The following is a 23,547-nucleotide window of genomic DNA, read 5'->3' on the forward strand; positions in this document are numbered from 1 at the left end:
CATGGCTAATTTCATTCGTCCATTGGGCTTTATAGTGCTCGGCGGGATCGCTGGCGTCGGTGCCGCCTATTGGCTGGCACCGGGAATGGTTTCAGATCCAACCGTAGATGGGGTCGGTAACGAGGAAAAGGAGCCGCTCTACTGGGTGGCGCCCATGGACCCTAATTTTAAAAGCGACAAACCCGGGAAATCACCTATGGGGATGGACCTGATTCCAGTGTTTGAGGATGCCGGGTCAGCTGACGACCCGGCCGGTACCGTTCGTATTTCGCCTGCCGTGGTCAACAACCTGGGAGTTCGCACCGAGCCCGTCATCCAGGGACGCTTGCCGAACACCATCACTACTGTGGGCTACGTCCAATATAACGAAGATGAGATGGCCCACGTGCATCCCAGAGTAGAGGGCTGGATCGAAGCGCTCTACGTGAAAGCTGAGGGGGAACCAGTCGAAAAAGGCAAGCCTCTGTATACCCTCTATTCACCCACATTGGTCAATGCTCAGGAGGAGTTGCTCCTGGCACTGAACCGGGGGAATCAGCGACTGATCAATGCCGCTGAGGAACGGTTGGCTGCTCTGAATGTGCCGGCTAGCCTGATACGGCAGCTGCGCCAGACAAGAAACATACAGAGAACGATGACCGTATACGCCCCAAGCTCGGGCGTTGTCGACAATCTGAACGTTCGCGAGGGCATGTTCATAAAGCCCGGAGACCGGGTTTTGTCGATTGCTGCACTGGATGAAGTCTGGGTGATTGGCGAGGTATTTGAAAGCCAGCTCTCGGCCGTGGAGGGCGATAGCCGGGTGATGATGACCCTGGATTACATGCCCGGGCGCCAGTGGCGCGGAAAAGTGGACTATGTGTATCCCGAGGTTAATCCGGAAACCCGGACGGCCCGGGTCCGGATGCGGTTTGACAATTCCGACGGAGCTTTGCTGCCCGGCATGTTTGCTCGCCTGGAGGTCCAGGGGGATCGTGGGCAAAGACGCCTGTTGGTGCCGCGTGAATCGATCATCCGCACTGGACAAAGCGACCGTCTGGTGGTGGCGCTGGAACAGGGTGCCTTCAAGTCCGTCAACGTCACGGTAGGGCGGATTGGCGACAAGTACGCAGAAATACTGGAAGGCATTAAGCCTGGCGATACCGTGGTGACCTCTGCGCAGTTCCTGATCGACTCCGAGTCCAGCAAGACTTCGGATTTCCAGCGAATGTCGGCATCAGGCAGCAACGCCATGGATTCACAGATGGATCATTCGGGGCACGTCATGGATCCGGAGAAAGCGGAGCCCAAAAGCGAACCTGAGGCGATGGACCATAGTTCCATGAATCATGGCGGAGGCGAATCATGATCGCAGCCATCATTCACTGGTCTGTTCGTAATCGATTTCTGGTATTGCTGGCCACCTTGCTTATTACAGGGCTTGGCCTCTACTCGCTGAGCAAGACGCCGGTAGATGCGCTGCCGGATCTTTCGGATGTGCAGGTCATTATCAAAACCAGCTTTCCGGGCCAGGCACCACAAGTGGTGGAAGACCAGGTGACCTATCCACTGACCACCGCCATGCTGTCGGTGCCGGGTGCCAAGACGGTCCGGGGTTACTCCTTCTTTGGGGACTCCTACGTCTATGTGATCTTCGATGAAGACACCGACATGTACTGGGCTCGCTCCCGGGTGCTGGAGTACCTGTCCCAGGTGGCCCCGAGCCTTCCAGACTCGGCCCGCCCGCAACTGGGGCCGGACGCAACCGGGGTTGGCTGGGTTTACCTCTACGCTCTGGTGGATCGCACCGGGAACAACGATCTGAGCCAGCTGCGCAGCCTGCAGGACTGGTTTCTGAAATACGAACTCCAAACAGTGCCAGGCGTGTCCGAAGTGGCCGCGCTTGGTGGCATGGTGAAGCAGTATCAGGTCAAGGTCAGCCCGGAAAAACTCAGGGCGTTGGGTATTCCTCTGGCTCACATCCAGAACGCCATCAAGAGAGGAAACCAGGAAGTGGGCGCCTCCGTCATCGAGATGGCGGAGGCGGAATACATGGTGCGCACGTCCGGCTACATCCAGTCCCGTGAGGACCTGCTGTCGATTCCGTTGGGGCTTGATGACAACGGCACCCCCGTGCTCCTGAAAGACGTGGCCACTGTTGAGATTGGGCCGCAGATGCGGCGCGGGGTGGCTGAGCTGAATGGCGAAGGCGAGACCGTCGGTGGCATAGTAGTGATGCGCTTCGGTGAAAACGCCCAGGCAACCATCAATGGCGTGAAGGCGAAACTGGAGGAACTGAAATCCAGTTTGCCGGAAGGTGTCGAGGTGGTAACGGTTTATGATCGCTCCGGTCTGATTGAGCGGGCGGTGAATAATCTCGGGTTCAAGCTGCTTGAAGAGTTTCTGGTGGTGGGCCTGGTGTGCATCATCTTTTTGTTCCACGTTCGCTCGTCGTTGGTGGCGATTCTCAGCCTGCCGGTTGGCATTCTGGCGGCCTTTATTGTCATGTACTGGCAGGGAATCAACGCCAATATTATGTCCCTCGGGGGGATTGCGATTGCGATCGGGGCGATGATCGATGGCGCCATCGTCATGATCGAGAACATGCACAAACATATGGAGCGGACCCCGTTAACCCCTGAGAACCGATGGGAGGTCGTGGCCAGGTCGGCCTCTGAGGTCGGACCAGCGCTGTTTTTCTCGCTTCTGATCATTACTGTTAGTTTTGTGCCGGTGTTTGCGCTGGAAGCGCAGGAAGGGCGGATGTTTGCGCCTCTGGCCTTCACCAAGACCTACGCCATGGCAGCCAGTGCGGCTCTGGCGGTGACGCTGGTTCCAGTGCTCATGGGCTATTTTATCCGTGGCAAGGTGCTGCCGGAACACAAGAATCCCGTGAACCGTCTGCTGGTCGGTGTTTATATGCCGGCCCTGAAGCTGGTCCTTCGATTCCCGAAAACCACGGTTATGGCTGCACTGCTGGCACTGGCTGTGGGGCTTTGGCCGGCGACCAAGATCGGGAGTGAGTTCATTCCTCCGCTGGATGAGGGCGACCTGATGTACATGCCAACCACCTACCCGGGTATTTCAATTGGCAAGGCCCGGCAGCTGCTGCAGCAAACCGATAAGCTGATTGCCACCTTACCGGAAGTAGAAACGGTATTCGGCAAAGTCGGGCGGGCGGATACCGCAACCGATCCAGCACCCTTAACGATGATTGAAACGTTTATCCAGCTGAAACCCAGGGATCAATGGCGGGAAGGGATGACCACCGAAAAGCTTAAGGAGGAACTCAATACCCTGATCCGTTTCCCGGGGGTCACGAACGCCTGGGTGATGCCCATCATCACTCGCATCGATATGCTGGCAACGGGCATTAAAACACCCGTTGGCATAAAGGTAGCGGGCCCGGATCTTGCCATTATTCAGGACATCGGCAAACGCCTTGAGGAGATCATGGTCGACATCCCCGGCACCGCCTCTGTTTATTCTGAGCGGGTCGCCGGCGGCCGATACATCAAGGCGGATATCGATCGGGAACGTGCAGCCCGTTATGGACTGAACATAGCGGACGTTCAGCAAGTTGTTGCTTCGGCGATTGGCGGTATAAACGTATCGCGGACGATCGAAGGGCTTGAGCGCTACCCGATTAATCTGCGTTACCCCCAGGACTACCGGGATTCTCCAGAGAAGCTGGAGCAGTTGCCCATCGTTACGTCAACGGGGCAAAGGATTGCGCTTGCCGATGTCGCCGATATCCGGGTAGAAGATGGTCCTCCCGCCATCAAAAGTGAAAACGCCCGCCTCAATGGCTGGACCTTCGTGGATATTGAAGGGGTTGATGTCGGCACCTATGTGGAGCAGGCCATGGCTACCGTTAACGAGGAGCTCGATCTGCCTGCGGGCTATTCGGTTACCTGGTCTGGCCAGTATGAGTACATGCTGCGTGCCAAGGAAAAGCTGACCTACGTGGTGCCGCTGACGCTGGCTATCATTATCATTCTGCTGTTCCTGAACTTCCGTCGTTTTGCGGAAGTGAGCATCATCATGGGTACGCTGCCGTTTGCCATGATTGGTGCAATCTGGCTGATGTATCTGCTGGGCTATAACTTCTCCGTTGCGGTCGGTGTAGGTTTCATTGCGCTGGCCGGCGTTGCCGTGGAGATTGGTGTCATCATGCTGGTGTATCTGAACCAGTCTTACGAGGAAATGTTGCAAACCTGTAAGGAGAAGGGGGCGACTCCAAGACGCGAGACGTTGCGCCATGCCGTGCTTCATGGTGCCGGATTGCGCGTGCGGCCTATAATGATGACTGCTGCTGCTATTATCGGAGGTTTGGTGCCTATCATGGTTAGCACTGGTACCGGCTCCGAAGTCATGGGGCGCATAGCTGCACCAATGGTCGGTGGGATGATATCTGCTGTGATTTTGGCGCTGTTGGTGATACCGGTAGGTTACTATCTCTGGAAATGCAGGAGTATTTCCGAAGGGTAAAGAAAACTAGACCTCGCCATATTACTTTCGAGATTCTGGCGAGGTCTGATGATGCATTGGTGTCTGGGTAATGTTGTTATAAAGCAAGAGCCTGGGTATTGTCCCAGGCAGATATTCTGGCATCATATTGCTTGGGGAGGTTTCCGGCCCTCTAAAAGGCCGAGAACAACAGCGATGAGGTAGGCAAACTTGATGGCGCTCAATCATGTCTTGCATGAAGTCCTCGTGCCTTTGTGATTCGCCATTCGTTTGGATTCTGCATGATAAGGTATGTTACGTAGCGCGTCTGTTAACCATGCCCATAGGTATGAGCTCCCTCGTGCTTGTAGTCAGGGTGTTCAAATTCCAGTGTTGAATGAGTTATGTTGAATTCTTTCACCAGAGCCTGTTTTATCCTGTCCTTGAGTTTCTCAAGTTCATTCCACGCACTCATCTCGACAACCACACGGGCGTCGAGCGAGGCATCATGCTCACCCACCTGCCAAAAATGTACGGGGTGAAGTCGATAACTCCTTCTAAGTCTGATACTGCCCCAATGACGGAATCTGTGCCGATATCCTAGGGACTCCCCAGCATGAGTGTTCTGATGGTCCCGCCAATTTCTGTCAGGTCCAGGTAGAGAATATAGCTGGCCATGCCAATGGTGATTGCGGAATCAACCCAGCGCATGTCGTAGAGCAAGATAAGAGCTCCGCCTATAAACACTGCTATTGACGCAAACGCATCAGACAAGTTGTGTAAAACAACGCATGAATATTAACGCTGCCCTTCTGCATTGAGTAGGTCAGCAGCGCGCTCAACGCGTCCATTATCAGTGCAACAATGTAAGTCAGACTACCCAACACCCCTTGAGTTCCAGCGGATCTGGGAACCGCATGACACCCTCGTATATCAGGTAGGGCCCTATCATGATCAAGGTGGTGTATTTAACAGCGCAACACCTACCTTTATTCGCCCGTAGCCGAAGGTCAGCTTTTATTCAGCCGGGCGACGCGCAATCTTACGGGCCGCGAACGCGATAATCAGCGATGCCATGTCCCAGAAGTTATGTATAGCATCGGCAATCAGCGCCAAGCTGCCGGCAAAGTCCTTTCCGCGATCTGGACGAGAGTCAGGATGCCGTTTGCCCAGATGGCTACTGCAACCCGTTTATGCGTGGTTTCAGGGGGAATGTGAAATAGCTGTATACTGAAAAAGTGTGCTTTCCCTCATATAGGTTTCGAAGTAATGCGGGAAGAAGCGTTAATTGGTTGCTTCCAATGTTCGCATTGCGACCTAACCGAACGATGAGTTGTTGGCCAGAGGAGAGCAGGTTAGGTGCCCGTTAGTACGATGTCTGGTAAACCGAGACAGATTTATTTTTCCGGGCCGTCGATAACAAATCTATGGATGAAATTGGAATAATAGACCTGCCCAGGTTTTGCTAGGATTATGACTCCAGGTTCCGAAGTGATCAGTGCAGACACAGAGGCACCATGAAGTATTTTGCTTACGGCTCGAATATGTCACTCCTCAGATTAAGAGCGAGGGTTCCAGGCGCGGAGCGAATCGGTATGTTCACGCTCGTTGAGCATGCCCTTCGGTTTCAAAAGTGGAGCAGGAAAGACAAATCCGCAAAATGCGACGCACTGTTTACCGGAAATCCGGAGGACGTCGTCATTGGCGCACTTTTTGAGATACCGCGTGCTGAGAAACGCCCGCTGGACAAGGCTGAGGGTTTGGGCTTCGGTTACGATGAAAAACGGGTCACGGTGACGGATGCTCTCGGGAATTCCGTCGACGCTTATACACATACCCACAGGCCATTCTTGCTAAAGATCAAAAAAATCCAACTTGGGGGGCAGGCTCCGCCCGGTACACTTTGCCAGGCAAAAGGTACCGGAGCTGACCTGCCTTGTTGGTTATCTGATGGAAACTTCGAACTCGCCGGTTTCGCTGTCTTCCGTTACTTCTACGTCAAACATCATATGCGAGGGAGCATCGCCCGTGGGCTCGCCAAGCGTTACGCTTCTGGTGCCCAGCGCGCCGTCTTTGAATGAGGCAATCTGCAGTGTCGCTGTTCTGCCGTCTGCACGACTGAAGTTTGCAATGCCAACCTGATAGGTCCCGGTTTGCAGGGTTTCCGCTTCACAAGATGCGAAATAATGTTCGGGGCCAGTGGCTGTGGTGTTATCAACATCCAGATAGCCGGATTGTCCGTTCATGGTCCGGTAAAACACATGGGCGCCGCCGGGTTCATACACGTGCAGGTCGACATCGCCAGTGCCGTTCCAGGTCAGCGTGGCGGTAAAGAACCCTGTCTCGGCTTCCGCAGGTATTTCTGGTGGTTGCACAGCTGCCAGTTCATTCTCGATATCTCCCACAACCGCTGCACCAATATTCAGTGCAGGGTTAAGGTAAATCTCAAGAAGCCCGTGCCCCAAAATGTCTGTTTCGCCATTCAGACCCGCCGGGCGGTCCAGATAGGGTGGAATGATGTCAGTAATGTCTTGCACACCTCCGGTAGCCCGAAGGGCGTTGATGACAAGGTCTTTGTCTGCGAGGCGATGAGGCCCGTTGGCTATGGGTGTCGCTGGTGCAATATGTACCAGCTTCAATGATTCGGCATCGATTTGAGATGCAGCATAATCGTAAGCGGAATTGGCGAAGAGGTTCCCTTGTGAATGAGCGACCATCACTATCTGTTTACCTTCAACTATCCAGGTATCAAGACGTGATTGATGCTCTGCGTAGTTGTTAAGGGTTGGCGGATTGTCTGCCAGTGAAGTAAGTGATTCCACAATGGATGCACGGTACCAGTCCAGGAAGTCATCGCGAATCTCGGGAAGGGTGGTCGCCAGTTGCCCCAGCTTTTCCCACCAGGCACCGCCACCATTGATGAGTTCTAGTGCCAGTTCGAAGCGGCCCTGCAGTATCTGCTCCTGCTCCAGTACCCGCTGCTGAAACGTTTCTACGAAATCTTCCAGCCCATTAGTGTAGTTGTACATAACCTCGTAGCGAATGTTCTCGCCGTCGGCCCGTTCGTTGCCATGAATACGGCGAAACTCATTCATCGCACGATGAGCTTCAGCGCTGGTGGTCTGCACCCCGTTAAAGAATGCAAAGATAATGCCCGAATCCCGGCACAGGTTCCTTGTTTCAACAGCTTGTGCCCATGCCTGAATAGGCATTGCTGCTACCAGCAATAAGGCCATTCCAAAGCTGACAAACTTCCGTGTTTGCTCATTCACAACTATTTCCCTCCGGCAACGACCAGGATGAACCATCCAGCGCTTTGTTGAACTCCATGTACTGTTTTAATCGCTCTTCCGTGTTGAACGTAACGGCTTCAAGGTTTCGGGACACGACAGCCGGTTCCACGCCAGAGTTGGCATCACCAAAAGCCTCGTAGATGCAGGCAGTGGCGCGAGAGATCAGCTGATTGGTTTGGCGAACAGCCGTTGGGTTCGTGAGGTCTGTGCTCATAACCGACTGATTTGCTTTGGCAGCCTGGTTAGCCGCGGCAACCTGTTTGGTGTCGGAGAACTGGAGGGAAATGTATCCATCGATATCATCACGAATGCCATTAGCGTCGGTGTCCGTACCGGGCAGTGATGCGCTTCGGTCAAGTTTTGGGATTTCTCCCGAATCCTCAAGGGATTGCAGTGTAACTGCAGGAGGTGTTTCCGGTGGTTTAGAGGGGGATTTCGAGGTGTCGCTATCGTTATCTCCGCACGCGACAAGCGCCAGTGCCAACGGCAGGCACAGCAGTTCCTTCTTCATGTTCAGCTCCATTGAAATGTCAGGGTCGTCATTGAGACCGGCGTGATTGTATACATTACGTTACAATTTTATCAATTCTGGGTCAGACCGCTCGCGAGGGATTAGAAAATGGGATCGCCCGTTGCTTTGACGGCATAGAACAGGCAATCGCTCTTCGCAATCACCGGGTTGGTGGTGATCATGAAGGCCTTGAGGGCCTGGGCGGGGTAGATTCGCCCATCCTTGATTTGCAGCACCTGTTCCATGTTCTCGGTCCGGTTGTGGCTGATCGCCGTGAGAACGTCCAGGCCTTTTTGCCCAACCCATCCGAGAGGCTCGTCCGGCGAAACAATCCCGAAATTGCGGTGTTCGATGTCGGGAGGAAACGTAAGGTCCGCCTGCCCACTGGGCGTTAACCGGTACTCGATAGTCGCATCGGGTGCCAACTCCACTCGAATCGGATTGCGCAGTACAGCAACGCTCCATTCCGCTTTTTCCAGCGATAGCACGTCTGGCTGTGAGGCATACCGAACAAGCCCTTCGTACGCCAGTTGGTGCGCGTGATCATCCTGAGACCCGCCACACTCGATGGTCACCGTGGGAACCTCCTGTTCGGAATATTCCATCAGGGCACCCAGGCGAAGATCCGTCATGATCAGCCGGTCGGTAAAGAGCGACGCCAGCGCTTGATGGGCAGCGTCGTTGGTGATGGTCACAGCGAAGGCCGGGCCCGTGCCTGAGGTGTTATGCACGTCCAGCAGGCACTCGGGATTGGCTGTCTGAAGCTCGGCCAGCATGGCCTCGGCAATGGCGCCTTCCTCTCCTTCAAACGGTTCTTTGAAGCACCGGTTCAGATCACGTCCGCCTGGCTGTTGGCGCAGCGACAATATCGGTGGGATTTTCGCGGGATGGACGCCGCCCAGAAGGAACAGCAGGTTGACCTCCGGGGTGTGCTGCTCCAGTAGCCATCGGTGAATTGCGAACAGCCCCGAGGGTTCGTTGCCGTGGAGCAGCGTTGCCATGGCCCGGGTTCTGGAGGGATCGCGGCCGGCAACGCGAACTACGGTGGGCCGTTGCAGCCGGTTCAGCCACTCCAGGGGCGAGCGGCCCAGGGTCTGGGGTGACGGGTTGTTGAGATAATCCAGAATGTTTGAGCGGCTCATGGCGACAAGGTCCATTCGTGCAGGGGTGTGTTTGTCTTCTGATTGGCCATGTAAAGAGACAGCATACTCTTGAACGCCTCGTCGGGAGTCTGTGTCCTTAAAAAAGACTCGGTGATCTGGCGCTGCCATCGGGCGCCGGTCATCCTGGTTTGAATGCGGCCCGCGATGATTCCCAGCAGGCGGTGGATCTCCGCCTCGTCCAACGCGGTTCGTTGCAAGGCTTCCCGCGCGCGCGGCCGGAGGTCACGGGCCACGTTCAACAGGGGGGTATCCTGTAACTGCACCTGGTCTTTGTGCGGCCAGATAATGTCGGCACCAATGCCGTATTTGGCGGCCCGATAGAAATTGTGTTCGGTGTAATGAAAGGGAAGTATCGACGTCAGGTGCCGGATATCCTCGAGTACCGCCAACGCCGCGCCGATTATGAACAGCCCGTTCGCGCACATATCCACGGCCGTGGGTCCGGCCGGCATGGAACGAATCTCGATGCGCAGATGGCCGCCGTCAGTGTGATCAAAAATGGCCCGGTTCCAGGGCCACGTCGTGCCATGGTGCAGTCGCAGTTCGGTCAGTTCCGGTACGTCCCCCCGATCAATCACCGCCATCGGATCTTCTTCCGACATCAATGGCAGGATGGGGGGATACAGTGAGGCCGAGGCGGCAAACAGCTCCCAGGCGCTGCGGGCCCAGCCGTTGCCGTAATAGACCCGTGGCGGGTGTTTCCAGGTTCTGTGGTTGGGCGAGCGGCTGTCGACGCACTGTTTGAACAGGGCGATACGGGTTTCGTCCCAGAGGTGGTGGCCGAACAGGCTGGGCGAGTTGCTGGCCAGAGCCAGCGCAATGGGCGTCACCAGCTGCACGGCGTTGAAATAGTCTGCAAAGCGGTGGGCAGGAACGCGCCAGTGCAGTTGGAACGAGGTGTTCGCCCCTTCCATGGTGACGTCGTCCGCTTCCAGGTCGATGACGTCGTTGCCACCGATATGAATGCTGAAGGGCTCGCCCCGTTGCTGGATCAGTGCGTTGGATAGCGCATGGTAGCGGGGTTCGTCGGTCATCACCTTTACGCCCATATCGGACTGGCACAACGTGGGTAGAATGCCGATGGGGACCAGTTCGCCATTCAAGGGCGCGGCGTGCTGGTTGATTCGCTGCATGGCCTCGAGCAGTTCCTGTTCGGTTCTGGCAAAGGGGGCTCCCTTGAAGGCCTGGGGGCTGAGGTTGTATTCAAGGTTGAAGCGGTTGAGCTCAACGGTCAGTTGTGGATCCTGAACGCGGGCGGCGATTTCTGTGTTGATCGGCTGAACGCGCAGGTCCGGGTTTACGATGTAGAACTCGACCTCGGCACCAATGGAAGGTTCCCCCTCACCAAAGCCGGGCCGGCCCAGAAGGCGGGTGAGTGCGGTAAGGTCCGTTCGCACCTTGGCAGCAAACCGGTCAAATTCTTCCGCGGTAAATTCCGATTGTTTGATCGACAGTCCCATAGCGGCTGTGTCTCTAGCACTGGCTTACCTTGATAGTAGCGGAAATGAGGTGCGCGCGAGTGTGGGGCGACGCGGAGCGTGCTGGGTAGTTGTCACGGCTTCGGTTGAATTCCCTTCATTTGCCCTAATTATTGCAACCATTAGACAATCGAAGGCCGATCAACCATGACCGATACCCGGCACCTCGTGTGCCCCCATTGCCACAAAGTGAATCGCGTGCCTGCTGACAAGCTGTCCGCCGGGGGCAACTGCGGTGCCTGTAAGCAACCTCTCTGGCCGGATCAGGTGCTGGAGCTGACGGAGCAGAACTTTGCGGCTCACACCGGACGCAGCGATGTCCCGGTGCTGGTGGACTTCTGGGCCAGTTGGTGCGGCCCCTGCAAGATAATGGCGCCTCAGTTCGAGCAGGCTTCAAAGGCGTGGCGCGGTAAAGTACGTTTTGCCAAACTCAACACCGAAGTTGCTCCCGGGCCGTCCGGCCAGTTCGGCATACGCAGCATACCCACCATGATCCTGTTCCGGAATGGTCGGGAAATCGCTCGCCAGAGCGGCGCCATGAATCAGGCCCAGATCAGCCAGTGGCTGCAATCACTGGGTATTCGTTAGCCCGAGTCATATTCACGATGTTTCAAGCCGGAGTTTGAGTGTTACCCATGAGAATCATTATTCGTTATTTCTTCCGCGCCCTGCGCCTTGTCCTGACGCCGTTCATGCTGCTCAGCGAAAAGCTCAGCGCGCCCAAGGGCATTACCCGCAGCGCTGAACAGCAAGCCCGCGTCGACGAGGCCAGCAAGGATCTCGCCCTGTACCAGTTCAAAGCCTGCCCATTCTGCATCAAGGTGCGCAAGGAAATCGCGCGGCTGGGCCTGAACATCGAAACCCGAGATGCCCAGCATGACCCGCAGCACCGTGCCGCTCTGGAGGCTGGCGGCGGCCAGATCAAGGTGCCTTGCCTGAAGATGCATCAGGATGATGGCAGCGAGCGATGGCTGTACGAGTCTGACGACATCAGGGCATGGTTGCGGGAACAGTTCGAGCCGGGTGCTGGAAGCCGGGCATTCCCACAAACCCCGTAATGAATGGGTTGGCGATGTGCTTTATTTCAATCCGGGTGGCGCCGGGCCACGGCGTTTCATTCTGCCGCTCACCGTGGGCCGGGAAGTCTTTGTATACTATATGCCTAGCGGTGCCAGTGAGGGTGCCCTGAAATCTATGGATGATTCTTCAAGGAAAGAAGGAACAAAGGAATGAGTAAGAACGTTGTGCTGTTGGGTGATCTGGGAACCGATCACCAAGGGTTCCCGCCCACCTCGGTCGTTGCCGGCTCCCCCGATGTATTGATTGATGGCAAACCGGTTGCCCGCGTTGGCGACCCACTCGCGCCACACTCCAAACCAAAGCATCCACCCCATCCCCGAGCGATAGCTGCCGGTTCGGCTACTGTTCTGATCAACGGCATTCCTGCGGCGGTGACTGGCAGTGCGATTTCTTGTGGTGGCGTTACGATTGGCAGTGGCAGCGTCGTTATTGGTGATACGTTCACGCCCGCGCCGTTTTCGGGCATCTCTGCGGCGCCATCAAAGCCTGCTCCAAAGGCTGACGGATCTTATGCTCGTAATGCTGATGGTGGAGCCCCTCAATCTCTTGGCTCTAAAGGGCTCGCTCGTGGTGCAGTTAGCGCATCTGCAGGCGGACCGGTCGTGTCTGGCACTGCCGCCCAGAGCTCAAGGGATGAGATAAAAGAAGCCACCGTAGAGCCGGGTTTCCATGTGGTTCAAAGCCCTATGAGCAGAACTGCGTTGTTGGCTGCCCTCTACGGTGATGCCTCTGCCAAACCAGATCACTTTGATCGTTTGAATCCGGGCCTGAGTGACCAGGTGCTGCCCGGTGAGATGATCGTGTTGGGCGACCCGGAGGGCATGGCATGCACCCGGGAAGAAGCGGATCTGATGGAGGTGGCAGCACAGGTAAATGCCCAGGTGCGGGCGCTGGATCAGGACGAGGCGCAGTTTATCGTCAAATACCACGATCTGCTGGAAGCTGTCACGTCTACGGGATCGGCGGGGCTAGGTGCTGGCGCAGTGATGGTGTCAAAGCAGATTGGTAGTATTGAGAAGACGCTAAAGAATATTGAGCGGCTTCATCAGGACAGTTACCGCAGGCATGGTCATCTCAATCATCCGGACTTTTTCGAGAAACGGCAGGCGCTCTTCAAAGAGCTGGATTTTTCTCTTGGAAGCGTGGCACGCCAAGGTATGTCACTGGAGGATGACGCTAAGTTGAAGCGGGCGTTGGGACTGTCGTCGAAAAGCATTGTGCATCATTGGAAGGCTGCGGGCGTTGGAGGCATACCCGGTTACGCTACGCACTACGAAAGGTTGGCGACGGGAGCCAAGTATGCAAAGGGTGTTGGTTATCTCTCGATTGGGCTGGATGTTGCTGCCTCGGGAGTGAAAATTCATGCCGCTTGCACAAACGGGCGCGTAGCCGAATGCAGACGTGTTAAGGACGTCGAAGGTGGGCGGTTGTCTGGCTCTGCAATAGGTGGCAGTGCTGGTGCTTTCGCCGGACCATTGGTCTGCGGGGTGATCGGCCTCGGAACAGGCGGATTAGGTGGAATTGCTTGCGGGATCATAATGGCTGGCGCTGGTGGTTTCGCAGGAGGTGTAGTTGGAGGGAATACTGGTGAAGATATCGGTGAAGTTATATACGAGGTGACGGATGAGGAGTGACGATTTTCAGATCATTGCCGCATTCGTCGGTGCTGGCGCTATTGTCCTGGGGTTGGTCTCGCTATTGGTGATCCTTACGTTCGCATTTTCTAGGGTGACGGTAATTGAGGAAAAAATCTCAAACCCTGGCACCTCCGTGCTGGAACACAGAAGAATCTGGGGTAACGATCCCTTGGGCCGATTAATGAGGAGCAGCTACGTGTTTACTTTTCTGGTACTTCGGTCTGCTCCCTCAAGTCGGCTCAATCGATCAGCGGCAAAGATTGGTGATATATCGACTCAACTGCCTGTTCGACTGACTTTATGGGCAGTGCTGCCTCCGTTGTTTTTGTACGGGTGTTTTGCGGTGCTATTAATAGCTGGTATGTTTTTGTGAGGAATGTTTGGCAGCTTCGGTGACGTTGGGGAGCTGGCCTCACATAGAAAACCTAGAAAACCGGGACAGATTTATTTTCCGGATGCGAACCGTGAGATGCGCGCGAGTGACTGACCGAAGGAGAGAAGCGATATGAGCACCGCTTTAGCGGAAACCGAGAAACATCTATTCTTTGAGTGTTAATTCCTCAGCTCGGGATTTCGGCTCACTTTCAGTTTTTGTGCTCTTAGGCTCACGGATTGGGGGGGCATCTCCCAGCAGTGCCCTGAAATCCCGAGCCTCTAGAAAATCGGACACAAGCTTAACCAGATGCCCAGCCTGAGAAGAGAAAAAGACAAAAGACCTCTCGCTATCGGAGAGGAAGTAATAGTAATTCCGATCCTCTCCCTCCCAGACTCCTAAGCCGGTTCCTTCAACAAACACGCTCTGGAATGACTCAACGGCAGATTTTTCGCACTCACCCTCTGAACTCTTTTCCAGCACGGCTTCGAAGAAGGCGCCCACCTCACAGCCGCCAGTATCCAGTGAATCCTCGGCGCTGAAACTGATGTAGCGCTTACCGGGATCGTTCGAATACTTTATTAGTAGAATGTCGTTGCTCTGGCCTAAAGCACCGATGATCACGGGGGCGCTGGGCACCTGGAACTTCATGCCGGAGAATACTGCGGTAATGGTTTGGTCGGATTGTGCGCAGGCGGTTACCGAGGTAATTGCCAGGGTGAGTAGTAGGGCAAATTTCTTCATATCAAAGTCCCTGTAACTGAGGCCCGTCCTGGGCAACGGGTTTGAAGCTACAAGGATCCACCGGGGCAATCAAGTTGCACGATAAAAACTTGGGACTGGGATCCTCCATAATTTCTATGGGCTCAAGGTGAGCCTAGAAACAGGTTTTTTTGGAGGGCGATTCTACCGTGCGGACCGTTCTTCCTTTACTCAAGAGAGCTGAAAGCTAGTTGATGATTTAACGACACTCGTGCGGCTGATATTCTGATAGGGAGACTGCTTGAGCTATGGTTGGGAGCAGTCTTTTATTAGGCTTGTGGGAACGATGAAGAGACGAAAGCATGCAAATCGGAGTGATCGCAGACACCCACAGCAAAATGCGTCCCGAAGCCCTGGAGGTTTTGAAAGGCTCCGATCTGATCCTTCATGCCGGTGACGTGGGGCGGGACGAGGTTCTGGAAGCGCTGGAGGCGATCGCCCCCGTGGTTGCGATTCGTGGCAATATCGACAAAACAGGCCGCGCAGCAACCCTTCCCGATGTTCAGGACCTGGAATTCCTCGGCCACGCCTTCTTCATGCTCCATGACGTCAAAACCCTCGACTTCGATCCACAAGGCCGTTACCGCATAGTCATCGCTGGCCATTCCCACAAACCCCGCAATGAATGGATTGGCGATGTGCTTTATTTCAATCCAGGCGGCGCCGGGCCCCGGCGTTTTACACTGCCAATCACCGTGGGCCGGCTGCAAGTGAGTGAAGACGGTGTGGTGGGTGAGATTATTGAACTGCCTGTTGGATAAGTCGATGCTTAGGCAGGGAGACGCGCATTGAATCAAAAAGGATTACTGACGACCTGGAATGATGCCAAGGGCTTTGGCTTTATTACGCCAGAGGGCGGTGGCGAACGGGTTTTCGCTCATATCAGCAGCTATTCCGGTCGGGGCCGGCCTTCGGCGAACCGCAAAGTGACCTTCAGCCTAAAGAAGGATGATCAGGGCCGGTTGAGGGCAGGGCGGTTCCAGTACGTCGGGGCGGCAAAGGTGCGAGCGAGCGTGGCGCCGGGTGTATGGCTATCTGGGGCTGTTGTGCTGACGTTTTTCACCACTCTGGCGGGCCTGTTCCATCGAGGTTACCTGCCGGGGTCGATCCTGGCTGCTTATGGCGGGGTGAGTCTGGTGCTGCTTGTGATGTACTGGATCGATAAGCGGGCGGCGCAGCGGGGTGCGCAACGCATCGCTGAGAACACGCTGCATCTCTTTGAGCTTTCCTGTGGCTGGCCCGGCGCGCTGGTCGCTCAGCAGGTGTTTCGGCACAAGACACGCAAGGGAAGCTATCAGTTCGTGTTCTGGCTCGCGGTGTTGGTCAATCTTGGCGCTCTGGGGTGGCTGCTTATGGCTCCGGAGGCAATGAGTTTGCGCCAACAGGTGGGCTTTGATTTGTCGAAGTCTTTGCGGCCGCTTGTCTGGTAGATGATGGAGAACAATAAACCCGTTCTTGCTATCCATCATCCATTCAAAGCCAGGCTTGCACCTCATCACCGAGTGCCAACTCCCCTCCCTTAACAACGCTCGCTGTGATACCCCCATGCCCGCGCATGGCGTTGTAACCGCCGGGGCCCAGGGTGGTTTCCATTTTACTGCAGGGGTGGCACAGGCCGGTGTACTCCAGCACCACATTTCCGATGCGGAATCGCTTGCCTTTCAGGGCCAGCAGGTTCAGGCCAGACACCACGATGTTGCGCCGGAACACCTCCGGTGCGATGGCCTCTTGGTGCAGGCAGGAAGCGATGGCATGCAGGTGCTCTTTCTGGATCAGTGTCACCTGTCGCTTGCTGGTCTCGCGGCCTTTGAATCGGTCGCCTTCCAGGCCTTTGCCGGGTGTAACCGCTACGCGATCGAGTGTCTCCATGGTCTCCCCACGGGCAGGGCGGATGCCTATCCATTCCACGCGGCCGATTTGGGGGAGGGTATCGAGCAGGGCTTGTAGTGCGGTCTTTTCAGGCATGGGCCAGCGCCTGCACGCAACGGCGGAAAAGGTCCGCCGAGAAGAATTGGTGTTCGCCTGCCTGGTCTGCCACGAATAACTGACCGCCGGAATCGCCGATGCCGCCTTCGATCATCAGGTTGTCGCTCATCTCAAAGTCCTCAATGGTGTGGCCCAGTTCGTCCAGACCGGTTGAACCCGCCCGTTCCCGGTAGTGACGGTTGTCCAGTGTGAACCCGAAGGCGGGCTTGCCCTGGCCGATCATGTAGCCCACCTCAAAAACGGTGCCCGGGTCCGCGCTGATGCCTCGAAAGGGCGTCAGGTTGGCGATGATGGCATCGCAGCTGTCCATCAGTTTGCGGTTGGCCCGATAGATTCGCTGCCCGCGGTCGGGTTTGGCTTCGTCGTCTGAAAATACGATCTCTGTGTCCAATGGGTCTACACCCTCGAATCCGTATTCCCGGAGTACGCGTTTTTTCTCGGCAACGATGGCCTGGTGTTCCGAGGGAGGGAAGAAGACTTCCGGGCCAGCGAGGTAGATGCGTTTTGGCTTTGTCATGGGTGCTTTACGACCGGGTTGGAGGCTGAGAGGTGACTTGATTTCGTCCAGGCGGCTGTTCGCTACGGCGGGAATCCTTTTCCAACCGGGTCGCCCAATGCCTTACTATACCAGCGTGCTCCCGTTCGATGGGGTGGCTACATGGGTTATCGTCGCTACTGAAGTGCAGTAGCTTTGATCAATCATCTTTTTTTGCGGATACCCAAATGATTAGGCCCAGTTGCTATAGCTGTCGTAAAAAATTTGAGCCATCGGCGCTCAGGGTTTCCTATTCAAAGAACTACTGTGAGGGCTGTGGCGTTGGGCTGTTTGGTGAGGATTACTTCGGTTTCACCAGAAAGCCCACGCCAACTATCCGGAAGCATCTGGCCATTCATTTTGCAGTGCTTCTTTTTACCGGCGCTGGTCTGTTGTTGTGGCTTGCACTTGGCCAGTCTTGAAGGCGAATGCTGAGGAAATCAGTCCGTCCCCGTTTCGCCCTCATCCCACACCTTTCAGACGCGCGCACTCTGCAGTTGTCCCACATAGGCGGCGATAAAGGCGGTTTCCTGGAAGGCTTTCAACCCAGTATCGGCAAAACCAATGGGCAACGGATTGGCTGCCAGTGTGGACTTGATCAGTGCCGGCGGTAGCAGGGTCACCGTCAACTCACCATTGCTGATCAGTTGAATTGCCGCTTCCAGTTTGAAGCTGATGGCACCGCCGGCGAATTTGCCTTTTGGCATCCGTTCTTTGATCGCGACACTGCTAACCCCGTACTCGGCCATTAGCTCCGCAAAGGCCGCCTGGAACCGCTGCAGGTCTTCTCGGCTGTGGTTTTTTGGCAGTGACAGTTTGCGCACCTTGCACTCCGGCAGGTTGAACTGCCCCCTGTCCATGTTCAGCAAACACACCACCGCATCGCTGCCGGTCAGTTCAACTCCGCAAACAATCATCGGCATTGCCCTCTGTTCAACGGTTGCTGTCAGCCACAGCACTTCTTGAATTTGCTACCACTGCCGCAGGGGCAGGCATCGTTGCGGGCAGGCGATTTTGCCGTGGTAACCGTGCCGCCCTTATTCAGAGTAGCCGTGAGCTCGTTGATGGATTCCACGGCGCCTTCGCGGGTATCCACGGAAATATTGGCGTGCAGCTTGGCCTGGGCCACCTGTGCCTCCACTTCCTGCTTGCGTGCTTCACTGGTCACCACCAGTGTCAGCGGGAACTTCCTGCTGCCACTCTTCTGGCTGGCGTTGGTCTGAAAGCCGCCGTAAGCGGTGTGGTGCTGGCGTGCGTCCTGCCGGCCCTTGAAGAAAAATTTGTCTGACATGCTGATATCCTGATGGGAAAAACGCCCGGGCTATTGCCGGGAGGAGTCTTTTAGCACGCTTGCGAAAATGGCGATATAGGCAGATATAATTTCTTGAGGCGTTCCGGCTTCTCTAATGCTATCGCCAGAACCGGAGCCCTGGCGATTCGCACCCATGGGAGTATAAATCGCGCCTTAAAATGTGCCGCGTTCCAGTTGCCTCCGACGATTCATCTCTACCTCCAACCAGTCAACATCCATGTCGCTGCTTTTCCGCGGCCCGGCGGCTGTCGGTGGCAGGCTCTCGATATCGAAGGCTGATTCCTGGAATGTACCTCGCTCCAGTTGCATCCGACGGTCGGCTTGCACTTCTGACCAGTCATAGCCGCCGAAGCTTTCGATGCCCGCTACGTTCTGGGCGCCTCCCTGGTAGCTCAGTTGCCGTTCCCACTGATCACCGTATGAAGGAGAAACGGCCAGCAGTAATGACAGGGATGCGGAATACATCAACGTATGTTTCATGGTTTGCCCTCCACTAAGAACGTACCCGATGGCTTGCATCGGAACTTTTGCAAGGAGACAGGCCTGTTATGTTTGATTGAGCCCACCACCTCTGAGGTGCATACCCTGACGAGCGATAGAAACAGTTAGAAGCTCAAAGCGAGCAAAAGTTACAAGAGATTCAAAAAAAATCCGGAAAACCGGGGATGATCAGATTTTTGTTGTCATAAACATGCACTTGTTTGTTGTTGCGGTTGTCGGCTGGGGAAGGGGGTGGTTGCCGGCCCATCGAGTCCCGATTGTCTATACTCCGTAAGAACAAGTGAAAAAAGGAGGAACGATCATGCGGTATTTTGCGGTTGTGTTATTTGCGGTTTTTTTTGCTGGTAATGCCCTGGGGGGCCAGTGCCCGTCGCTGATGCAACGCATCGACCATCAGCTGCAGTCAGCGCAACTGGACGTTGAGGCTGAAGCCAAGGTCATAGAGCTCCGGGAGCAGGGTGAATCGCTTCACAATCAGGGTAAGCACTCTGAGGCCGAGGTTGCGCTGAAAAAAGCGATCGATGAGCTGGACGCGGCGTTGTGAGGTAGAACCGGTAGCAGAGACATGTTGGCAGGAAGGTCGCAACGCCGGCGAGTGAACCTGATAGAGAGCACTGATCAAGTGTGGGATCCGTATTGGTGAAAAGGAATCGCTAATGCTCAGTTACATCGCTCTGTTGTTGTTGATTTTCGTGGTTTTGGTGCTGTTTTATGGCGTTATTGCCATCCACGACATTCCCTACGAAATTGCCAAACACCGGAATCATCCCCATCAGGACGCTATTCATGTGGCAGGCTGGGTCAGCCTGTTCACCCTGCACGCTATTTGGCCATTTCTGTGGATCTGGGCAACGCTTTACCGGCCCGATCGAGGCTGGGGAATTCAACCGTTAGAAGAGCGGCAACGTGCGGATGAAGCCTTGATGAACGAGCTGAATGAAAAGCTGGCGGAGCAGGCCCGGCGCCTGGAAATCCTGGAGCAGAAGCATGGCGGGGGGGAGTAGCTTATGGACCTTCTTCTGCTTTTAACCTATGCCGCTGTCTGTATAGTTATCTTTAAGGTATTTCGGGTTCCTCTCAATAAATGGACTGTACCTACCGCTGTGCTCGGTGGTGTGGTTTTGGTGGGCACGCTGGTGCTGCTAATGAATTACAACCACCCTTTTACCCACAAGGCGAGGCAGGTGTATGTGGTGACGCCCATCGTGCCGGAGATTAAGGCCAGAGTGGTGGAGGTGCCGGCATCGGCCAACACCCCGCTGAAACAGGGGGAGCCCATGATCGTGTTGGACAACACCCGGGTTCTGGCCCGTGTGCACCAACTGGAAGCCCAGTTGGCAGACACCGGGCAGGGGGTCGCCTCCAATGTCGCCGGTGTCTCCGAAGCCCGGGCCAGAGTCGTTCAGGTAACCGCAGTCAGAGACCAGGCGTTACGCACTCTGCGCCGTTACGAAGGGGCGGCTTCTGCTTTCAGCCAGCAGCAGCTCGACACCCAACGTCAGAAAGTGGCCGCCAGTAATGCCGATCTCGATGCCGCCAGGGCGGCACTGGCCAGGGCAGAGGCGCAACTGAGTGGCTCGGTGGATGGCCAGGACCCGGCCGTGGCGGCGATCGAGGCTCAGCTGGAAGAGGCTCGTTTTGATCTTGAGAACACCATTCTGCGGGCCCCCACGGACGGCTTCCTGACTCAGTTGGCGGTTCGCCCGGGAATGATGGCGGTGCCTTTCCCTCTCAGGCCAGTGGCCAACTTTGTCAACCAGGAGGAACGCCGTTTCGTGGCTGCCTTCCGTCAGCAGTCACTGTTGCGCCTGAAGCCGGGGTACGAGGCGGAACTGACCTTCACGGCTTTGCCCGGAGAGATTTTTCCAGGGCGGGTGGTTGAAGTGCTGCCGACCGTCGCGGAGTCACAGCTGGCTGCGGGGCAAGCGTTAATTGGCGGCGAAGCGTTCCAGAGAATGAACAATGAAACGCTGGTGGTGCTGGAGATGGACGATATCAGCGAGATCGAGAACTTGCCGCTCGGGGTCAGTGCCCAGGTGGCCGTGTATTCCGATCACATGCACCATGTGGCGATCATGCGTAAAATCCTTCTCAGGATGTTGAGCTGGCAGCACTACCTTTACCTGGACCATTGATCCTCAAACCCGGTTAAAATAAGGCCCCGCTTTCAAACTTCACAGAGAACCCTATGCCAATCGAAAAGAATCAGGTGGTTTTGTTTCACTACAGCGTCCGTGATGAACAGGGCAGCGAAGTTGAAAATTCCCGTGGCGGCGAGCCGAACGCCTATCTGCATGGCCACGGCGGCATCATCCAGGGGCTGGAAGATGCCCTGGAAGGTCGCGAGGCCGGCGATACGTTCAGCGTTACCGTTACGCCGGACAAAGCCTACGGCCCGCGCAAGGCTGATGCAGTGCAGCGCGTGCCGGTCAAGCATTTGATGGGTGCCAAGCGCTGGAAGCCGGGTATGGTTGCCCAGGTGCAAACCGAGCAGGGCCCGCGCCATGTTGTGGTCGCCAAGGTCGGCCTCAAGTTTGCCGATGTCGACACCAACCATCCGATGGCCGGCAAAACCCTGACCTTCGATATCGAAGTCATCGACGTGCGGGATGCCGATGCGGAAGAGATCGCGCACGGCCACGCCCATGGGCCCGGTGGGCATCATTGATCGATTGAACCCAGCCAGATGACAGCGCCTTTCACGCTGCGGCCGTACCAGCAGGAGGCGGTTGAGGCCACGCTGACTCATTTCCGCAAGTCCGATGAATCCGCCGTCATCGTGCTGCCAACCGGTGCTGGAAAGAGTCTGGTTATTGCTGAGCTGGCCCGTCTTGCCCGGCGCAAGATCCTGGTGCTCACCCATGTCAAAGAGCTGGTGGAGCAGAACCACGCCAAGTACCAGAGCTATGGCCTCACAGGCGGCATCTTCTCCGCCGGCCTGAAGCGCAAGGAAAACCACCATCAGGTGACCTTTGCCAGTGTGCAGTCGGTTTCGGCGAATCTGGATCAGTTCCGGGATGAATACTCGCTGGTGATTATTGATGAGTGCCATCGGGTCAGCGGCGAGGAAACCAGTCAGTATCAGCGGATCATTCAGTTACTGCAGCAACAGAACGATTCCCTCAAAGTACTGGGGCTGACTGCCACCCCCTATCGTCTGGCCATGGGCTGGATCTACCGCTATCACTACCGGGGCTTTGTCCGGGGTGAGGATGACAAGCCCTTTCAGCACTGCATTTACGAGTTGCCGCTGAGTTATATGATCAGCCGCGGGTATCTCACCCCACCGGAACTGGTGAACGCGGCAGTGGCGCAATACGATTTCTCCGCGCTGGCGCAGGACCGCTTTGGCGAATACGCCGAGAAAGACGTCAACCAGCTGTTGAGCAAACACCAGCGGGTAACCCGCGCCATTATTGAGCAGGTGATGGAGCGTGCCGCCGAGCGCCAGGGCGTGATGATCTTTGCGGCAACGGTGGACCATGCGAGGGAGATCACCGGCTATCTGCCGCAGCACGAAACCGCCCTGGTGACCGGCGCCACCGACCTGAAGGATCGGGACTCGCTGATCCAGCGCTTCAAGCAGCGAGAGCTGAAGTATCTGGTGAATGTGTCCGTCCTCACCACAGGCTTCGATGCGCCCCACGTGGACTTTATCGCCATTCTTCGGCCTACCCAGTCGGTCAGCCTGTATCAGCAGATCGTGGGCCGCGGACTTCGTCTTGACGACGGCAAGCAGGATTGCCTGGTGATCGATTACGCCGGCAACCATGTGAACCTGCATCACCCGGAGGTAGGTGAGCCCAAACCGAACCCCGACAGCGAGCCGGTGCAGGTGTTCTGCCCGGGCTGCGGGTTTGCCAATATCTTTTGGGGCAAAACCGATGGTGACGGCCGTGTGATTGAACACTACGGACGCCGGTGCCAGGGGTTGCTGGAGCCTTTGGAAGGGGATGGTCCTGCCGGGCAGAACGGGCGACCGCAACAGTGTGATTACCGTTTTCGTTTCAAGGAGTGCCCGCACTGCGGAGCCGAGAATGATATTGCCGCCCGCAACTGCCATCAGTGCCGCAAGGCCATCATCGATCCGGACGATCAGCTCCGGGATGCGCTGAAGCTCAAGGATGCCATGGTAATCCGCTGCGCCGGGATATCGCTGGTTGATGATGGCAGCAAGTTGAGGATCACCTATCACGGTGAAGATGGGGAAGAGCTCCGAGAGTCGTTCGATTTCAGCAAACCGGGCCAGCGCACTGTGTTTAACAAACTGTTCGGGCGTCGTTTTGCCAACAGCCAGGCTCCGAAAGTGTTCGCCTCGGCGGATGAGGTGCTTGAATTGCAGGCCCTGTTGCCAGCGCCGGATTTTGTGATTGCTCGAAAGCAGAAGCATTATTGGCAGGTACAGGAGCGGGTTTTTGATTATCGGGGGCAGTATCGGAAAGCGAATGAAACGTAACGCAGACGTCAATGTCTGTGGATTTGGCATGG

Annotated in this window: 24 protein-coding genes and 1 pseudogene; 13 read left to right on the plus strand and 12 right to left on the minus strand. The window is 56.0% G+C overall.

From position 1 onward, the window contains the following. Position 1 precedes the first annotated feature (1 nt). Both DYI22_RS10140 and DYI22_RS10145 read left to right on the plus strand, forming a co-directional pair. Positions 2 to 1,348, plus strand: a complete 1,347-nt coding sequence (locus DYI22_RS10140; protein ID WP_199455912.1) for an efflux RND transporter periplasmic adaptor subunit — start codon at positions 2 to 4, stop codon at positions 1,346 to 1,348. Beyond that, on the plus strand, positions 1,345 to 4,470 hold the full coding sequence (locus DYI22_RS10145) for an efflux RND transporter permease subunit (protein WP_213477923.1): 3,126 nt from the start codon (positions 1,345 to 1,347) through the stop codon (positions 4,468 to 4,470). The genes DYI22_RS10140 and DYI22_RS10145 overlap by 4 nt, the downstream gene beginning before the upstream one ends. 558 nt (positions 4,471 to 5,028) lie before the next feature. On the opposite strand, the gene DYI22_RS17485 is transcribed toward DYI22_RS10145, so the two are convergent. Both DYI22_RS17485 and DYI22_RS17585 read right to left on the minus strand, forming a co-directional pair. After that, positions 5,029 to 5,175: a hypothetical protein gene (locus DYI22_RS17485; RefSeq protein ID WP_286895402.1), complete on the minus strand. Its 147-nt coding sequence runs from the start codon at positions 5,173 to 5,175 to the stop codon at positions 5,029 to 5,031. Positions 5,176 to 5,445: 270 nt separating this feature from the next. Then, on the minus strand, positions 5,446 to 5,505 hold the full coding sequence (locus DYI22_RS17585; protein WP_248185651.1) for a hypothetical protein: 60 nt from the start codon (positions 5,503 to 5,505) through the stop codon (positions 5,446 to 5,448). Positions 5,506 to 5,945: 440 nt separating this feature from the next. Here DYI22_RS17585 and DYI22_RS17705 point away from each other — a divergent pair. Further along, a pseudogene (locus DYI22_RS17705) lies at positions 5,946 to 6,254 on the plus strand (gamma-glutamylcyclotransferase family protein); the annotation flags it as partial. Between the two features lie 117 nt (positions 6,255 to 6,371). On the opposite strand, the gene DYI22_RS10155 reads toward DYI22_RS17705, so the two are convergent. From DYI22_RS10155 to DYI22_RS10170, 4 genes are all read right to left on the minus strand, one after another. Further along, the gene (locus tag DYI22_RS10155) at positions 6,372 to 7,700 is read right to left on the minus strand and encodes a hypothetical protein (protein WP_213477924.1); all 1,329 of its coding nucleotides are present in this window, start codon (positions 7,698 to 7,700) and stop codon (positions 6,372 to 6,374) included. Then, positions 7,693 to 8,232 carry a hypothetical protein gene (locus DYI22_RS10160; RefSeq protein WP_213477925.1) on the minus strand — a complete coding sequence of 180 codons (540 nt, stop codon included), beginning with the start codon at positions 8,230 to 8,232 and terminating at the stop codon, positions 7,693 to 7,695. Before DYI22_RS10160 ends, DYI22_RS10155 begins: the two co-directional genes overlap by 8 nt. Before the next feature lie 101 nt (positions 8,233 to 8,333). Next, the gene (locus DYI22_RS10165) at positions 8,334 to 9,374 is read right to left on the minus strand and encodes a succinylglutamate desuccinylase (RefSeq protein ID WP_228300953.1); all 1,041 of its coding nucleotides are present in this window, start codon (positions 9,372 to 9,374) and stop codon (positions 8,334 to 8,336) included. After that, positions 9,371 to 10,855, minus strand: a complete 1,485-nt coding sequence (locus tag DYI22_RS10170; protein ID WP_213477927.1) for a hypothetical protein — start codon at positions 10,853 to 10,855, stop codon at positions 9,371 to 9,373. Before DYI22_RS10170 ends, DYI22_RS10165 begins: the two co-directional genes overlap by 4 nt. 165 nt (positions 10,856 to 11,020) lie before the next feature. Between DYI22_RS10170 and trxC the strand changes: the two genes are divergently transcribed. The 3 genes from trxC to DYI22_RS10185 all read left to right on the plus strand — a co-directional run bounded on the left by trxC (position 11,021) and on the right by DYI22_RS10185 (position 13,587). Beyond that, positions 11,021 to 11,461: a thioredoxin TrxC gene (gene trxC, locus DYI22_RS10175; protein WP_213477928.1), complete on the plus strand. Its 441-nt coding sequence runs from the start codon at positions 11,021 to 11,023 to the stop codon at positions 11,459 to 11,461. 47 nt (positions 11,462 to 11,508) lie between these two features. Then, positions 11,509 to 11,931 (plus strand): glutaredoxin family protein, encoded by a 423-nt coding sequence (locus DYI22_RS10180; RefSeq protein WP_213477929.1) that lies wholly within the window; start codon positions 11,509 to 11,511, stop codon positions 11,929 to 11,931. A gap of 171 nt (positions 11,932 to 12,102) precedes the next feature. Beyond that, complete coding sequence (locus DYI22_RS10185; RefSeq protein ID WP_213477930.1) at positions 12,103 to 13,587, plus strand: type VI secretion system PAAR protein; 1,485 nt, start codon at positions 12,103 to 12,105, stop codon at positions 13,585 to 13,587. A gap of 541 nt (positions 13,588 to 14,128) precedes the next feature. On the opposite strand, the gene DYI22_RS10190 is transcribed toward DYI22_RS10185, so the two are convergent. Further along, positions 14,129 to 14,707, minus strand: coding sequence for a hypothetical protein (locus DYI22_RS10190; protein ID WP_213477931.1), 579 nt, complete (start codon positions 14,705 to 14,707; stop codon positions 14,129 to 14,131). A gap of 320 nt (positions 14,708 to 15,027) precedes the next feature. Here DYI22_RS10190 and DYI22_RS10195 point away from each other — a divergent pair, with 320 nt between their 5' ends. After that, on the plus strand, positions 15,028 to 15,486 hold the full coding sequence (locus DYI22_RS10195; RefSeq protein WP_213477932.1) for a metallophosphoesterase family protein: 459 nt from the start codon (positions 15,028 to 15,030) through the stop codon (positions 15,484 to 15,486). Positions 15,487 to 15,513: 27 nt separating this feature from the next. Continuing rightward, entirely contained in the window at positions 15,514 to 16,155 is a 642-nt protein-coding gene (locus DYI22_RS10200) for a DUF1294 domain-containing protein (RefSeq protein ID WP_213477933.1), read from the plus strand. A 43-nt stretch (positions 16,156 to 16,198) separates the two neighbouring features. Here DYI22_RS10200 and DYI22_RS10205 read toward each other — a convergent pair whose 3' ends face one another. The 5 genes from DYI22_RS10205 to DYI22_RS10225 form a co-directional block, all read right to left on the minus strand. After that, positions 16,199 to 16,690 (minus strand): MOSC domain-containing protein, encoded by a 492-nt coding sequence (locus tag DYI22_RS10205; protein WP_213477934.1) that lies wholly within the window; start codon positions 16,688 to 16,690, stop codon positions 16,199 to 16,201. Continuing rightward, positions 16,683 to 17,228: a nucleoside 2-deoxyribosyltransferase gene (locus DYI22_RS10210; RefSeq protein WP_213477935.1), complete on the minus strand. Its 546-nt coding sequence runs from the start codon at positions 17,226 to 17,228 to the stop codon at positions 16,683 to 16,685. Before DYI22_RS10210 ends, DYI22_RS10205 begins: the two co-directional genes overlap by 8 nt. A gap of 494 nt (positions 17,229 to 17,722) precedes the next feature. Beyond that, positions 17,723 to 18,163: a DUF3010 family protein gene (locus DYI22_RS10215; protein WP_213478045.1), complete on the minus strand. Its 441-nt coding sequence runs from the start codon at positions 18,161 to 18,163 to the stop codon at positions 17,723 to 17,725. A 29-nt stretch (positions 18,164 to 18,192) separates the two neighbouring features. Continuing rightward, positions 18,193 to 18,537, minus strand: coding sequence for a PBPRA1643 family SWIM/SEC-C metal-binding motif protein (locus tag DYI22_RS10220; RefSeq protein WP_213477936.1), 345 nt, complete (start codon positions 18,535 to 18,537; stop codon positions 18,193 to 18,195). A 174-nt stretch (positions 18,538 to 18,711) separates the two neighbouring features. Next, complete coding sequence (locus DYI22_RS10225) at positions 18,712 to 19,038, minus strand: hypothetical protein (RefSeq protein ID WP_213477937.1); 327 nt, start codon at positions 19,036 to 19,038, stop codon at positions 18,712 to 18,714. 322 nt (positions 19,039 to 19,360) lie between these two features. On the opposite strand from DYI22_RS10225, the gene DYI22_RS10230 reads away from it, so the two are divergent. The 5 genes from DYI22_RS10230 to DYI22_RS10250 all read left to right on the plus strand — a co-directional run bounded on the left by DYI22_RS10230 (position 19,361) and on the right by DYI22_RS10250 (position 23,515). Continuing rightward, the gene (locus DYI22_RS10230; RefSeq protein ID WP_213477938.1) at positions 19,361 to 19,603 is read left to right on the plus strand and encodes a hypothetical protein; all 243 of its coding nucleotides are present in this window, start codon (positions 19,361 to 19,363) and stop codon (positions 19,601 to 19,603) included. Positions 19,604 to 19,715: 112 nt separating this feature from the next. Next, a complete protein-coding gene (locus DYI22_RS10235) occupies positions 19,716 to 20,063 on the plus strand; it encodes a DUF3302 domain-containing protein (RefSeq protein ID WP_213477939.1) in 348 nt (115 codons plus the stop codon). Between the two features lie 141 nt (positions 20,064 to 20,204). Beyond that, positions 20,205 to 21,194: an HlyD family secretion protein gene (locus DYI22_RS10240; RefSeq protein ID WP_228300954.1), complete on the plus strand. Its 990-nt coding sequence runs from the start codon at positions 20,205 to 20,207 to the stop codon at positions 21,192 to 21,194. A gap of 53 nt (positions 21,195 to 21,247) precedes the next feature. Continuing rightward, positions 21,248 to 21,727, plus strand: a complete 480-nt coding sequence (locus tag DYI22_RS10245; protein ID WP_213477941.1) for an FKBP-type peptidyl-prolyl cis-trans isomerase — start codon at positions 21,248 to 21,250, stop codon at positions 21,725 to 21,727. An 18-nt stretch (positions 21,728 to 21,745) separates the two neighbouring features. Then, on the plus strand, positions 21,746 to 23,515 hold the full coding sequence (locus DYI22_RS10250) for a DEAD/DEAH box helicase (RefSeq protein WP_213477942.1): 1,770 nt from the start codon (positions 21,746 to 21,748) through the stop codon (positions 23,513 to 23,515). Positions 23,516 to 23,547 lie beyond the last annotated feature (32 nt).

The organism is Marinobacter lipolyticus, from assembly GCF_018424605.1.
Classification (GTDB): Bacteria; Pseudomonadota; Gammaproteobacteria; order Pseudomonadales; family Oleiphilaceae; genus Marinobacter; species Marinobacter lipolyticus_B.

Coding starts and splice junctions, on each gene's coding strand:
- DYI22_RS10140 (WP_199455912.1), top strand. CDS start 2: ATGGCTAATTTCATTCGTCCATTGGGCTTTATAGTGCTCGGCGGGATC.
- DYI22_RS10145 (WP_213477923.1), top strand. CDS start 1,345: ATGATCGCAGCCATCATTCACTGGTCTGTTCGTAATCGATTTCTGGTA.
- DYI22_RS10160 (WP_213477925.1), bottom strand. CDS start 8,232: ATGAAGAAGGAACTGCTGTGCCTGCCGTTGGCACTGGCGCTTGTCGCG.
- DYI22_RS10165 (WP_228300953.1), bottom strand. CDS start 9,374: ATGAGCCGCTCAAACATTCTGGATTATCTCAACAACCCGTCACCCCAG.
- DYI22_RS10170 (WP_213477927.1), bottom strand. CDS start 10,855: ATGGGACTGTCGATCAAACAATCGGAATTTACCGCGGAAGAATTTGAC.
- trxC (WP_213477928.1), top strand. CDS start 11,021: ATGACCGATACCCGGCACCTCGTGTGCCCCCATTGCCACAAAGTGAAT.
- DYI22_RS10180 (WP_213477929.1), top strand. CDS start 11,509: ATGAGAATCATTATTCGTTATTTCTTCCGCGCCCTGCGCCTTGTCCTG.
- DYI22_RS10185 (WP_213477930.1), top strand. CDS start 12,103: ATGAGTAAGAACGTTGTGCTGTTGGGTGATCTGGGAACCGATCACCAA.
- DYI22_RS10190 (WP_213477931.1), bottom strand. CDS start 14,707: ATGAAGAAATTTGCCCTACTACTCACCCTGGCAATTACCTCGGTAACC.
- DYI22_RS10195 (WP_213477932.1), top strand. CDS start 15,028: ATGCAAATCGGAGTGATCGCAGACACCCACAGCAAAATGCGTCCCGAA.
- DYI22_RS10205 (WP_213477934.1), bottom strand. CDS start 16,690: ATGCCTGAAAAGACCGCACTACAAGCCCTGCTCGATACCCTCCCCCAA.
- DYI22_RS10210 (WP_213477935.1), bottom strand. CDS start 17,228: ATGACAAAGCCAAAACGCATCTACCTCGCTGGCCCGGAAGTCTTCTTC.
- DYI22_RS10215 (WP_213478045.1), bottom strand. CDS start 18,163: ATGATTGTTTGCGGAGTTGAACTGACCGGCAGCGATGCGGTGGTGTGT.
- DYI22_RS10220 (WP_213477936.1), bottom strand. CDS start 18,537: ATGTCAGACAAATTTTTCTTCAAGGGCCGGCAGGACGCACGCCAGCAC.
- DYI22_RS10225 (WP_213477937.1), bottom strand. CDS start 19,038: ATGAAACATACGTTGATGTATTCCGCATCCCTGTCATTACTGCTGGCC.
- DYI22_RS10230 (WP_213477938.1), top strand. CDS start 19,361: ATGCGGTATTTTGCGGTTGTGTTATTTGCGGTTTTTTTTGCTGGTAAT.
- DYI22_RS10235 (WP_213477939.1), top strand. CDS start 19,716: ATGCTCAGTTACATCGCTCTGTTGTTGTTGATTTTCGTGGTTTTGGTG.
- DYI22_RS10240 (WP_228300954.1), top strand. CDS start 20,205: ATGAATTACAACCACCCTTTTACCCACAAGGCGAGGCAGGTGTATGTG.
- DYI22_RS10245 (WP_213477941.1), top strand. CDS start 21,248: ATGCCAATCGAAAAGAATCAGGTGGTTTTGTTTCACTACAGCGTCCGT.
- DYI22_RS10250 (WP_213477942.1), top strand. CDS start 21,746: ATGACAGCGCCTTTCACGCTGCGGCCGTACCAGCAGGAGGCGGTTGAG.